10 protein-coding genes and 1 tRNA gene are annotated in these 12,648 nt (G+C 55.0%); 1 reads left to right on the forward strand and 10 read right to left on the reverse strand.

The window, feature by feature from the left end; translation table 11 throughout:
* Nucleotides 1-21: 21 nt before the first annotated feature.
* The gene (locus tag G523_RS0113675; RefSeq protein ID WP_022695628.1) at nt 22-1,320 is read right to left on the reverse strand and encodes a DcaP family trimeric outer membrane transporter; all 1,299 of its coding nucleotides are present in this window, start codon (nt 1,318-1,320) and stop codon (nt 22-24) included.
* A 181-nt stretch (nt 1,321-1,501) separates the two neighbouring features.
* On the opposite strand from G523_RS0113675, the gene G523_RS0113680 reads away from it, so the two are divergent.
* The gene (locus tag G523_RS0113680; RefSeq protein WP_022695629.1) at nt 1,502-2,143 is read left to right on the forward strand and encodes a response regulator; all 642 of its coding nucleotides are present in this window, start codon (nt 1,502-1,504) and stop codon (nt 2,141-2,143) included.
* Here G523_RS0113680 and G523_RS0113685 read toward each other — a convergent pair.
* The 9 genes from G523_RS0113685 to G523_RS0113725 form a co-directional block, all read right to left on the reverse strand.
* Entirely contained in the window at nt 2,140-5,607 is a 3,468-nt protein-coding gene (locus G523_RS0113685; RefSeq protein ID WP_022695630.1) for a PAS domain-containing hybrid sensor histidine kinase/response regulator, read from the reverse strand. The genes G523_RS0113680 and G523_RS0113685 overlap by 4 nt on opposite strands.
* A gap of 119 nt (nt 5,608-5,726) precedes the next feature.
* Nucleotides 5,727-7,520: a sodium:solute symporter family protein gene (locus G523_RS0113690; protein ID WP_022695631.1), complete on the reverse strand. Its 1,794-nt coding sequence runs from the start codon at nt 7,518-7,520 to the stop codon at nt 5,727-5,729.
* A gap of 4 nt (nt 7,521-7,524) precedes the next feature.
* The gene (locus G523_RS0113695) at nt 7,525-7,791 is read right to left on the reverse strand and encodes a DUF4212 domain-containing protein (protein ID WP_022695632.1); all 267 of its coding nucleotides are present in this window, start codon (nt 7,789-7,791) and stop codon (nt 7,525-7,527) included.
* 208 nt (nt 7,792-7,999) lie between these two features.
* Complete coding sequence (locus G523_RS0113700; protein ID WP_022695633.1) at nt 8,000-8,203, reverse strand: hypothetical protein; 204 nt, start codon at nt 8,201-8,203, stop codon at nt 8,000-8,002.
* Between the two features lie 71 nt (nt 8,204-8,274).
* Complete coding sequence (locus tag G523_RS20425; protein WP_022695634.1) at nt 8,275-8,880, reverse strand: TetR/AcrR family transcriptional regulator; 606 nt, start codon at nt 8,878-8,880, stop codon at nt 8,275-8,277.
* Nucleotides 8,881-9,017: 137 nt separating this feature from the next.
* Nucleotides 9,018-9,094, reverse strand: a tRNA-His gene (locus tag G523_RS0113710).
* 73 nt (nt 9,095-9,167) lie between these two features.
* Complete coding sequence (gene der, locus G523_RS19915; protein ID WP_022695635.1) at nt 9,168-10,553, reverse strand: ribosome biogenesis GTPase Der; 1,386 nt, start codon at nt 10,551-10,553, stop codon at nt 9,168-9,170.
* A 9-nt stretch (nt 10,554-10,562) separates the two neighbouring features.
* On the reverse strand, nt 10,563-11,939 hold the full coding sequence (locus G523_RS0113720; protein ID WP_022695636.1) for a PQQ-binding-like beta-propeller repeat protein: 1,377 nt from the start codon (nt 11,937-11,939) through the stop codon (nt 10,563-10,565).
* Nucleotides 11,936-12,619 (reverse strand): tetratricopeptide repeat protein, encoded by a 684-nt coding sequence (locus G523_RS0113725; protein WP_022695637.1) that lies wholly within the window; start codon nt 12,617-12,619, stop codon nt 11,936-11,938. Before G523_RS0113725 ends, G523_RS0113720 begins: the two co-directional genes overlap by 4 nt.
* Between the last annotated feature and the right edge of the window lie 29 nt (nt 12,620-12,648).

The following is a 12,648-nucleotide window of genomic DNA, read 5'->3' on the forward strand; positions in this document are numbered from 1 at the left end:
CACTCCCGTATGTTTTAAGTTCTAGAATGCGTACTTCGTTGAGAAGGTGAACCGAGAAATATCACCGGAGTTCCCAGCTTCATTTTCACGCTGCCCAAAGAGTAGTTCCGCCCCCATTGTCACCCTTGGCGCAATGTCCCACAAGACCGCCCCGTAAACTGACTGGACAGACTGTGTCATAGTTGAAGCAACATAGGACGGATTATCAATAAATAGCCCTGAATAACCAAGGTTCAGCCGCGCCGTTTCACCGAACGGGTGCCTCCAGGCAATGAGACCACCATATGAAAGAATCGCTTCCAGCTCACCCGTCAGCGGATTGACCGCTGCGGCGTTGGCTACGTTCAGACCAATATAGCGACCAAGACCTTCACCGCCTGTCAGCGAGAAGCGCACATCATCGCCGCCGCCGACATTCAGTTTGCCTGCAACGCTGAGCGCATAGCCCATTGTCTGCTCTTCGATACCGGCTGCTTCATAACGCAGCTGACGGGCCAGACCGGAGAATGACACATTGCCGAAGTCACCGGTGTGGTTATAGCGAATGACAGCGTCAGGAAGCGTATTAGAGTCGGCCTCAACACGCCCTCCGCCCACTGGAGTGACAGTAGTATCGCCGTTCTCCAGAGCAAACTGCCAGTTGCCGTTCGTGTAGCGGATTTGCGCCTGACGCATGAACACCATGCCGTCTGACAGCGTGAGGAAGCTCGCGCTTTCCGGAATTGCGGACGTGTTCTGGAAGGTGGACCATTCCTGACCAACACGAAGGCCGTTCACGTCAATATAGGCACGGCGAAGACGCGGAGAGAAAGAGCTGGATACGCGTTCATCACCCTGAAGAGAACCAAGGAAGTCCATCTCGAAATATCCAGAGACTTTGTTGCCATCGATGTCGCGATCACCTGCGATAAAGATGCGAGATGCCTGGGCTGTCATATCAGTTGCGGTCGTCCCGCTGCCTCCAATCGGCGTTGCACCCGGAATGTGAAAGTCACGCGCGATGGAAGATGAGCCGATCGCACCATCGGACAGACTGGTGACATGCGCGTCGAGATCGATATAGCCGCCGACGCGAACATTCGTTTCACCCAGCATCATGCCATCTTGCTGCGCAGCTGGAGCTGAACTGGCCGCTGCTTCCAGACGGACGATGTCCTGATCGGTCTGGGTGCGTTCTGCGTCCAACTGAGCGCTCAGGTTTTGCACCAGCGCTTCCAAGGCGGCGATGCGCGCTTCCAGTTCGGCCTCGTCCGCCGTTGCGGAACCAATCAGACCGAGAGCTACACCGGAAAGCATGAGTGCTTTAAGAGTCGTCTTCATTGTTTAACCTCCCCAGGGGATGATTTTTATATCGTTATGGGAAGCAGTATCTGCTCAGTCGCTGACCCGCTCTATTAGCAATTGGTGCTAAGACTAAGGTCGAGAACGAGTCGACTTTCGTCGTGTTGTGGCTACAGACTGAAAAAAAACGCTCTGAAAAACGGGTGGGAGGATTGAGGACATGACACCGTCAAGACCAGCAGTGCTGATCGTGGACGATCACCCATTGTTTCGTGATGCGCTGAAAGCAGCGCTTCAAAAAGCATTTCCAGACGGCGCGGACACGGCAGAAGCCGCATCCATAACCGCAGCTATGAACACCGTTTCAGACACGCGCTATGACCTGCTGCTACTCGATCTGAATATTCCCGACGCCACCGGCTTTGACGGTCTCGTCAAACTGAAAACAGCTGTTGGCGATACGCCAGTTTATGTTGTCTCGGCGACTGAAGGCGGCGAAGCTTACGCCCGCGCCCAATCACTCGGTGCCTCAGGTTATCTTCCTAAAAGCCTGTCTTCAGAGGATCTTTCTGCAGCCCTCGTTACAGCACTTGATGGTGGAACGTGGTTTCCTGTCTCCGAGGGCGGCGGACTAGATGCGGAAAGCGAAGCCGTGACAGCGCGCCTTGCATCGCTGACGCCTGCACAACGGCGCGTGCTCAACGGTCTATCAGATGGGCTTCTCAACAAGCAGATCGCTTATGAGATGGGTATTTCCGAGGCCACGGTGAAAGCTCATATGACAGCAATCTTTCGTAAGCTCGGCGCGAATAACCGAACTCAGGCTCTTCTGATCTTCAAAGAGGCAACGTCAGCCGACTAAGCCTGAAGGCGCAAACGGCACGCTTCAAGGAATGCCTTGAGCTCGTCCGAATCGACCGGCTTGCGCAACAGGATTACGCCCTGCTCGCTTGCCTCAGTTTCAATCCCCGCTCCGGTATTCGCAGTTATAATTGCGATGTTGTCCGGTGTTGAGAGGCTTGAACGCAGCGCCCGAATGACATCAACGCCCGTCTCACCATTACTCAGTTCATAGTCGACGAGCAGAGCATCAAAGCCTCCCGTATCGGATGCTGCACATCCTTGCGCTTCCTGCAGGCTTCCAGCGGTTTGCACCTCGCAGCCCCAGCGCATCAGAAGCGACGACATCGCATCAAGGATTGTGCGCTCATCATCTACGCAAAGAACGCGGACGCCCTCGAGTCTGGCGCCGCTCGCTTTCACTGGCGTTGCTACACGGCTTCGGCGCGGCGCAGTGCCTGCCATCGGGACCGACACGGAGAACACACTCCCCTTGCCTGGCCGGGAAGACAGATCGAGCTTAGCCCCCATCAAAGCAGCAAGCCGCCTTGCAACGGAAAGACCGAGCCCTGCTCCGCGAATGCCCAGATTGTCGACATCGTCCAGACGCTGGAATTCTTCGAATAGAATATCTCGCTTGGCATCCGGAATGCCGGGGCCCGTATCCCAAACTTCAATACGCACCATGTCGCCGCGTCGGCGCGCCCCAACGAGCACGCCGCCTTCTTTGGTGTATCGCCGGGCATTGGACAGAAAGTTGCGAATGACACTTTGGAGAAAGTCTGGGTCCGCTGAAACACTCAGAGATGTCGGCACAATACGAATTCTCAGTCCTGCCTTCTCCGCCATAGGTGTGGCCTCATCGACCAGATCTTCGAGTAGTGGACCTAGCATCAGTGTTGTCGGCTGCGCGGTGATATTGCCGTGGTCCAGACGTGAAATATCAAGCAATCCTTTCAGCAGATTGTCCGCTGACTGGATTGCGCGGTCTGCTTTGCTGATTAGACCCGATGTCTGACTTTCCTGCTCGCAATCCACTGAAGCGAGGAACAAGCGCGCCGCGTTCAATGGCTGCAACAGGTCATGGCTGGCCGCCGCGAGAAACCGGGTCTTGGAAGCATTAGCACCTTCTGCATCCATACGCGCCTGATCGAGATCACCCGTCATTTTCAGGAGTTCAGCCGTGCGCTCCTCCACGCGCGCTTCCAGTGACTCATTGGCTTCGAGCAGAGCCTGCTCGCGAAACTTGTCTTCGGTAATGTCATGAAAAATCGAGACATAACCGCCGCCTGGCATCGGGCTACCGGTAATCCGCAGCCAACGACCATCATGGCTTTCGCGTTCATACCGGTGCGATGTGCCCGAACGCATATACTCGACACGGCGCCGCGCCTGCTCGGCAGGGTCTCCTTCAATCCAGCCAGACTCAAGATTGTGACCGATCAGGCGTGAAATCGGCATGCCTACCTGAAGCAATTCAGGTGGATAGTCGAACAGCTCCACATAGGCCTGGTTCCAGGCGACGAGCTTTTGTTCACTGTCCACAACGCTGATGCCGGAAGGAATATTCTCCAGCATGGAATGAAGCATGCCTTTATCAAAGCGCTCGGCCTGCGTCCGGTGGTCGAGAATGGACAGGAGATCGCCTAGCGCGACATCCATTCCCCCGACTGCAGACGACATGACAACACGCGCCGAACCCGCGCCCAGCGCACTGGCGAGAAGCTTCTCGGTACGCTGCACCAGTCGCCAGTCCGCAGGGTCGTCGCCGCTCGACGTAACACCAGTTTCTTCTTCGAATTTCTCGAAGGCGTGGTCGACAGCCTCGGGTGAAAGAAAACGCGCGGCCAGAGCCTTCAGCCCACTCGGAGTAGCATCTGTAAACTGGCTCGTCGTTACGCTGGCGCTGACCGTGAGTGGATCGATCTGCTGGTCCACAAACGCAGCAGCCTGAATACGATCCCGCAGTCTTTCGCCGGAGCGCATGGAAACAATGACATAAGCAATGAGATTGCTACCGAGACTCCAGATCACGCCGTGGGTGATGGTATCGCCGAAAGACACACCAAACAGCGCCTGAGGATCGAAGCCGCCCGGCATAAAAGCGCGCATTGTCTCAATGCCGATAACCTCAGGCAAAAACAGTGTGAACAGCCAGAAAGTCATTCCGGCTGAGAGGCCCGCAATCGCGCCTGCAGCCTTGCCTGACCGCCAGTAAAGCGCACCGATTAGTGCTGGTGCGAACTGGATAGCCGCTGCGAAGGATAGAAGACCAATCTGGGCCAGCGCATCTGCACTGCCCGCCCCGCGATAATAGCCATAAGCCAGCGCCAAAATACAAAGCATGACGATACGCCGGATTGTCAGAAGGAGTTCGCCGCCGCGGGTCTCCAGCGCGCTCAACCGATTAAATCGCATAAGCGTTGGAACGATCAGATCGTTCGTCACCATGGTGGAAAGCGCAATCGTCGACACGATCACCATGCCTGATGCGGCAGAGAAGCCACCAAGAAACACCAACAGCGGCATGAAGCCGTTGGCATAAACCATCGGCAATTCCAGAACGTAGAGGTCCGGAGACATTCCCGCCGGAAGGAAACTCATACCCGCCAGTGCGATTGGTACGACCATCAAACAGGTAATCGCCAGATAGCCCGGAAACATCCATCGTGCACGCTTCAGGTCAGCATTACTCTGTCGTTCAATGAACTGAATATGGAACTGCCTCGGCAGGCAGATGATCACGCCGCCTGCCATCATGATCGTCGTGAAAAAACGGACCCAGTTCATTTCTGCCGTGAAGGGGGATGGCGCGTCCTGAACCGTCGGAACTTCATTCGTCGTCAGCAGGAAAACGGCTAAAAAGCAAACGGCAGCCAGAGCGCCGATTTTCACAATCGCTTCAAAGGCCAGCACCCGCATCAGGCCCACATTATGCTTTGTGGTATCCGCGTGACGCGCGCCAAAAAACACCGTGAATGCAGCAAGCGCGAGCGATGTGATGAGAACAGTTTCGTCCGGAGGCGCCGCTTCCGGAAGCCTCTGCCCCGCCGATAAAGCCTGAAAGCTCCAGCCAACAGATTTCAGTTGTAGCGCGATGTAAGGAACGCTTCCGGCCACGGCAGCGCAGGTCGCAAAAGCCGCCAGAACCCGTGACTTGCCATAGCGCGCAGCCAGAAAGTCGGAGAGAGACGTAATCGTCTCACGCGTACAGATATCAGCAATCCGGCGGAGCGTGTCCGGTAGAAAGAAAAAAACCAGAATTGGCCCGATATAGATCGGCAGGAACTGCCATCCGGCCTCGACAGCCGTCCCAACGGCCCCGAAATACGTCCAGGATGTGCAGTACACGGCAATCGCGAGCGCATAGCGGGTGGGGCTGTAGGCGAATGCCTTATCGTCAGCGCGCTTATCTCCCTGCCAGGCCAGAACAAACAGGCCGCTCATATAAATCGCGCTGGTAATCAGAATGAGCCAGATTGGCATGGGCAAATACTCCTGCCCTGAGGATGTGACAGCGCGTGCGGCGACGCAACTCCTCCTCTGGTCGTATACGAAAAAGGGGCGACCTAAGCCGCCCCTTTCAATTCCATTTCCGTCGGAAGTTATTCCGCTGGAGTTGGCGTATGATCATCCATCGGACCCATATCATCGTCCACTGAACCGTGACGCGTACGCGTACCAGGGACACGGATATCTTCAACGAGGTCCTGAATATCCTGCGGTGGCGGCGCTGTTACGAGAGAAACAACGATACCGATGATCGCAGAGAAGAACATGAAGACGAAGCCGATACCTTCTGGTGACACACCCAGGAACCAGTGTGACGGATCCGTATCTACGAATTTGAAATAGTAGATGTAGGAGAAGGTTGAGATCAGGCCGAACGCCATGCTTGCGATCGCGCCTTCCTTGTTCATCCGCTTCCAGAAAATACCGAGGAAGATGATCGGGAAGAGCGACGCGGCGGCCAGACCGAAGGCGAACGCGACCACCTGCGCCACAAAGGCAAGTTTGGCCGTATTCATCCCCATCAAGCCCGCTGCGGCTACAGCACCTGCTGCGGCAACGCGTGCAATACGAAGCTCGGTCTTGTCACTCATTCCTTTGAACAGAGTTCTGCGGCAGAGGTCGTGACTGATCGCGGACGAAATCACCATGAGGAGACCAGCCGCTGTGGACAGCGCAGCCGCAAGGCCACCTGCTACCATGAGACCAATCACCCATTCCGGAAGCTGAGCAATCTCAGGACTCGCCAGAACAGAGATGTCGTTGTTGATCGTGACTTCATTCGCCAGACCATCCGGCGCATTAGGACCACGGATCTGCATCAAGCCATCGCCATTCATATCTTCAAAGCCGACCAGACCTGTACGTTCCCAGTTCTTGAACCATTCAGGAACCGGTGTACCGCCATTGCTCGTGATGCCTTCGGCTGCTGTCGCGTAGTCATCCGTTTCGATGTAAGTCGTTTCATTGACTGTATCGATGATGTTGTACCGAGCGAATGCGCCAACAGCAGGAGCGACTGTGTAGAGCAGCGCAATAAAGACGAGCGCCCAGCCCGCGGACACACGTGCAGCACTCGCGCTGCTAACTGTGAAGAAGCGGATGATGACGTGCGGGAGACCCGCTGTACCGAACATAAGAGCGCCGGTAATCGCAAAGACATCGATCCATGACTTGTTCGTGCTTGTGTACTCAATGAAGCCGAGCTCTGTGACGACCTGGTTCAGGTTTTCCAGCATAGAAACATCTTCGCCGCGAACGTTGGAGATGAAGCCAAGCTGTGGAACCGGATTACCGGTGATCATCATCGAGATAAAGATCGCAGGCACGGTGTAAGCGAAAATCAGAACGCAGTATTGAGCCACCTGCGTATAGGTCACGCCCTTCATGCCGCCCAGAACCGCGTAAATGAATACGATGCCCATGCCGACCAGAATACCGGTGTTGAAGTCCACGCCTAGGAAGCGAGAGAACGCGATACCCACGCCCGACATCTGACCAGCAATGTAGGTGAAGGACACGAACAGAGCACAGATAACCGCGATGACACGAGCCGCCGTCGAGTAATAACGGTCGCCCACAAAGTCTGGCACGGTGAACTTGCCGAATTCGCGAAGGAATGGCGCGAGCAGCAGTGCGAGAAGCACATAGCCACCTGTCCAGCCCATCAGGTAGACAGAGCCACCATAGCCAAGCGAAGCAATCAGGCCGGCCATAGACAGGAAGGACGCCGCAGACATCCAGTCAGCCGCCGTCGCCATACCGTTGATCATCGGGTGCACATCGTGCCCCGCAACATAGAAGTCGTTTGTTGAACCGGCGCGCGCCCAGAGCGCGATACCGATATAGGTGCCGAAGCTCGCCACCACGAAGAAGATTGTCCAATCCATGATGCTAGCCCTTCACGCCATACTTGCGTTCGATTTTGTTCATCGCGAAGCAATAATAGAAAATCAGCGCAACAAAGACGTAGATCGAGCCTTGCTGGGCAAACCAGAAGCCCAGCGGCGCGCCGCCAATTGAAACGTTGTCGAGCACATCACGCAAAAGAACGCCGGCCCCATATGAGACGGCGAACCAGATTACGAGCAGCGATATCGTCAGCCTGACTGTCGCCGACCAATACCCTTTCGCATCGATTTTAGTAGGTTCGTTTGACAAGGTATAACCTCCCCAGTTTATTCACAGCGGTTTTTCCGCCTGTAATGAAGGATCAAATAGGTCAGTCATTTTGAGTAGAGGGACTTTGGTCGAACACTTCAGAGTGAAACAAAGTGTTTTGAATACTTCCCGGTACAAACAAATTCGGCGTCTGCAGAGCTTTCTACAGACGCGATTTTAAGTGAAAATATTGCGGTTTATCTGATAGTTATTCAGCCCTAGCGCGCGCTACACGCCGGCGCGCCAGAAGTTCGCTTGAACCGGAAAAACTGACCCAACCGCCTAAGATCAGGCCACCCAGCACGTAGAGCTCTGACCAGCCAAATCCCGGCACCATGAGTGCATTCGCACCGCGATAGGCAAAAATGGCAAGGATGAGCAGGCCAATAGCTGTGATGATGTGTGCTCGCATGAGAGCCCTCCCGTATTATCTTTGCGACAATACTGTCTTTGGAGGCCCGATCGCGCCATTGGGCTTTGGTCTTAAGCGTTCTGTTCCGCGCTCAAACGAGTAAAGACACCGTCGATAACCGAACGTACCGTAAGCTCAAACATTGATGTCACATCAGGCTTTTGCGCAAAAACAGCCTGAACATTGCGAATACGCTCGAGCACTTCCGGCTTGGGAGGTGTCATGTTACGAATGTTCAGTTCTTCGTTGATCAGGCCATAAATTGCGAGGCCACATGCCCCCGCCGCCTTGATAGTATTTTCTTCATTCAACCCGCTCTGACGCCAGTATCCAAACCAGTCGTTGGTGGTGCTGAGCATAAGCGGCGTCCAGACGCGGTGCGCTCTACGCAACTGGCCAACAGAAGGATGCTTGAGTGTATAGGCCCGCATCCAACGCGACATTAGCCACAGGTCTTCCTTCCAGTCGCCTGTGCCATCATCACGCGGAACAGATTTCACAACCGCATCAACGACAAGCGCCGCCAATTCTTCTTTATCTGCGACATGGTGATAAAGCGCCATAGGCGTGACATTGAGACGACGAGCCACCCCGCGCAGGGTGAAAGCATTCACACCTTCAGAATCAACCAATTCCAGCGCGGCATTTGCAATACGTTCCGCGCTAAGGTCGGCCATACTCTGCGTCTCCAGTCATAACGTTATAGCTTTTCTTAGTCGCTAACCTTCAGATAATTCAAGACGTTTATTTACACGGAGACGTCGCCGATCACAGAATGATCGAGTTGGAAGCATTGTTTCAAGTGAGAGGAAAATGGTACCGCCTCCCTGGTTCGAACAGGGGACCTCTAGATCCACAATCTAGCGCTCTAACCGACTGAGCTAAGGCGGCACATTTAAGAACGCGTCTTCTAAAGTTATGCGAACTCAAATGCAAGAGGAAGATTAAGCCTGAATCACCCTTTTCAGCCTTTATCCGCGTAAGGGTTTTTACCCTGACGGACATAAAGCCTGATTGGTACGCCTTTCAGGTCAAAAGCTTCGCGCAGACCATTCACCAGATAGCGCTTATAGGCTTCAGGCATGTTCTCGCCGCGATTCGCCATAAGAACGAATGTTGGCGGACGCGTTTTGATCTGGCTCATATATTTCGGCTTGATCGGCTTGCCGTGCACAGATGGTGGCGGGTGACGCTCGACCACATGGCGAAGCCAGTCATTGAGGTCCTTGGTTTTGACCCGCGCGTTCCAGTCATCGAATGTCTGCATAACAGCAGGCATCATCCGGTCGATACGTTTGCCTGTAAGACCAGACAGGAACACAACCGGCGCGCCTTTGGCATTCGGCAGCAGTCGGTCAGCTTTCTCGCGCAATTGCTTTGCGTACTGGTCCGGGTTCTCGACGAGATCCCATTTGGAGATCACCATAACGAGGCCACGGCCTTCACGGACGCAAAGATCAGCAATCTGAAGATCCTGCTTTTCGAAGGCATCACGTGCATCCATCACCAGCGCAACGATGTCCGCAAACCGGATAGATCGGATCGTGTCCGATGTGGACATCTTCTCAAGCGACTCATGCACTTTCGCGCGCTTACGCAGACCGGCCGTATCGACCAGCTTGATTGTACGGCCTTCATATTCCCACGCGACTTCAATCGAGTCGCGGGTAATGCCGGCCTCAGGCCCTGTCAGAAGACGATCTGACTGAAGCAGCTGATTGATGAGCGTTGATTTACCCGCATTCGGGCGACCAACCACGATGAGGCGGGCTGTCTTTGGCGGCGGAGGCAGTTCTTCGGCGTCAGGATCAAATGGCGCTTCACGCTCAACGATCTCTTCTTCCTGGTCTTTGGCTTCAGGCACTTCCCGTACGATAGCAGAGAACAGCTCGGCGAGGCCTTCGCCATGCTCGGCTGAAAGCGCTACCGGCTCACCAAAGCCCAAAGCAAACGCTTCCATCAGGCCTTCCTCAGCCTGTCTGCCTTCGCACTTGTTAGCGGCCAGAACCACCGGCTTGTCAGCCCGGCGCAATAGCTCTGCAAACCGCTCATCAAGCGGAGTTACGCCAGAACGGGCATCAACGATAAACAGAGAAACGTCGGCTTCCTTGATCGCCTGCTCTGTCTGCTGTCGCATACGAGCCTCAAGCGATGTATCGTGAACGTCTTCAAATCCCGGGGTGTCGATCAACAAAAGCTTCATGCCGGCTAGTTCCGCCGGCGTTTCGCGTCGATCCCTTGTTACACCGGGCTGGTCATCAACAATCGCCAGACGTTGTCCCGCCAGGCGATTGAAGAGCGTAGATTTCCCGACGTTCGGGCGGCCGACAATGGCCACTTTCAGGGGCATAGGGTTTACTTACCTTATAGAGAACAGTGTTCCGTCATCTGCGAGAACAAGAATGCGGTCATTATACGCAATTGGCTCAAGGAAAAAGCCCGCATCTGCGCCAAATCGACCAACACGAATCAATTGTTGCTCTTCAATCAGTTCACCTGTCTGCGGAGAGTACGCTGAAATGCGTCCGTCAGACGATACAGTTACAAGACGGTTGGACGCCAGAAGTGGCCCAGCATAGCTGATGCGGTCTTCACGGTCTTCCATGTCTTCAAAGTTTGGAAGTTGCTCTGTCCAGACAACACGGCCTGTAATCGCTTCAACGCAAATGAGCTGACCATTCACGCCGACGGCAAAAAGGAATTCGCCCGAAATCACAGGCGCCTGTGTCGTGCCAAATGGAAGTTCCCACACGCGTGTTCCTGAACGGCCATCAATCGCTGCAAGCACGCCAGACTGGCTGCTCGCATAAACGAGGCCAGCATTCAGAACCGGACGCGATGCAATGTCGTTGATCGCGGAGATCGGTGTGAAGCGGCCCGCACGCGTAAGAGAGTCTGTCCAGAGGCGGCGGCCGTTGGCCGGCAGATAGGCAATGACTTCGCCAGAAGAATAAGGCGTTACAACAACATCATCGACGGCTGCAGGACTCGGAGAAGAAAGAACACGGGCTGTTTCCGCAATAGCCTGGTCGGTCCACTGAATCTCGCCAGTCTCGAGCGACATGGCGAAAAACTCGTTATTGTTGGACACGATGAAAATACGCTCGCCAAGCACTGAAGGCGAACCTGTAATCGGCGCCTCGGTCGCACGGTGCCAGATTTCCGAACCCGTCGCAGCATCAAGCGCAGCGACGAAACCAAAGCCCGATGACACAATCAGCTTGTCACCGGCAACGGCAAGGCCGCCACCAAATGCACGGCTGTCACGGCTGTGGTCTGACTCAAGCTCTACGTCCCAAAGCGAACGACCGGTCTCTGCGTCGATTGCGTGAACCGTCTGGCGAGAGTCTAATACGAAAATACGTCCGTTAGCTGCAACAGGTGGAACGGTAAGCGCGTGATTGCGGTCAGCGCCTTCGCCGCGCGTCCAGCGCCATTCGACTTCCAGTTCCGTGCCGCCCGCGACGTGGCCCGTGACCTTTGAAGGCACACGACCAGCCTGGCTCCAGGCGTCCACTCGCAGCGCGTCTGGCAGAATAATCGCCGTCGCTACGAGCGCTGGATCAGGTTCAAGTTCAGTAACCGCTGAGACCATCGCGATACGACCCGCACGATCAACAGTGTCGACGTCATCATTGCCGCCGCCGCTGAACGGGTTGAAATTATCGATGGTAGAACAGGATGCCAGAAGCAGCGCTGACAGTGTCAGGGCGCCAAGTTTCAATTGGGTCTTCATTGGGTCACCCCGTTTGTCTGATTAGTGCCGTCGAGCTGTGCGAGGGTATCGAGCGCAGCAAGTGCCTGTTGTGCACGTTGCTTAACGCTATCGGAGGCATCCAGTGAGAAAGAAATCATTTCAAAACGACGGCGCGCCTCAGCAAGATCACCGAGCTGGTAAGCGCGAGACGCGATAAGTTCTTCTGCGAGGTAGACCAGCGTCATGCCATCTGAGTCCAGAATTGGCGCGAGCATTGTCTCAAGTTCTTCAACAGAGAGCGCGTTAGCCTGCAGATAAGCCGACTTCATCAGCGCAATATCTGCCATTGGCCCGTCCTGACCGGCAGCCGAATCCAGCGCCTCGATCGCTGCTGCACGATCTCCAAGCCCTGAAAGCTCAACCTGCGCCAGATAATGGCCCGCAAGCGTAGCGTATGCGCTGTTGGAATTTGCGATTTCAGAGAAAAGGGCTTCAGCCGCGACATAGTCGTTCGCTTCCAGCGCCGTCTGGGCAGCATAGAACGCCGTTGCCTCATTATTCTGAGACTGGTCGCCCTGCCACTTCATGAATTCCCACGCGCCGACACCGATAACGAGGACAGCAACACCGCCATATACAAACGGGCGCACAACACGCCAGATTTGAAGACTTTTGTCCTGGGCTAACGCCTCATCGACTTCTTCGAAAATATCACTCACACGGTTACCCCGGAAAATTCACATTGCGG

The sequence above is a fragment of the Ponticaulis koreensis DSM 19734 genome, assembly GCF_000420665.1.
Taxonomy (GTDB): domain Bacteria; phylum Pseudomonadota; class Alphaproteobacteria; order Caulobacterales; family Hyphomonadaceae; genus Ponticaulis; species Ponticaulis koreensis.

What these genes read in the sequence shown, in the direction of transcription:
- G523_RS0113675 (WP_022695628.1), bottom strand. Translation starts at nt 1,320, where the DNA reads ATGAAGACGACTCTTAAAGCACTCATGCTTTCCGGTGTAGCTCTCGGT.
- G523_RS0113680 (WP_022695629.1), top strand. Translation starts at nt 1,502, where the DNA reads ATGACACCGTCAAGACCAGCAGTGCTGATCGTGGACGATCACCCATTG.
- G523_RS0113685 (WP_022695630.1), bottom strand. Translation starts at nt 5,607, where the DNA reads ATGCCAATCTGGCTCATTCTGATTACCAGCGCGATTTATATGAGCGGC.
- G523_RS0113690 (WP_022695631.1), bottom strand. Translation starts at nt 7,520, where the DNA reads ATGGATTGGACAATCTTCTTCGTGGTGGCGAGCTTCGGCACCTATATC.
- G523_RS0113700 (WP_022695633.1), bottom strand. Translation starts at nt 8,203, where the DNA reads ATGCGAGCACACATCATCACAGCTATTGGCCTGCTCATCCTTGCCATT.
- G523_RS20425 (WP_022695634.1), bottom strand. Translation starts at nt 8,880, where the DNA reads ATGGCCGACCTTAGCGCGGAACGTATTGCAAATGCCGCGCTGGAATTG.
- der (WP_022695635.1), bottom strand. Translation starts at nt 10,553, where the DNA reads ATGCCCCTGAAAGTGGCCATTGTCGGCCGCCCGAACGTCGGGAAATCT.
- G523_RS0113720 (WP_022695636.1), bottom strand. Translation starts at nt 11,939, where the DNA reads ATGAAGACCCAATTGAAACTTGGCGCCCTGACACTGTCAGCGCTGCTT.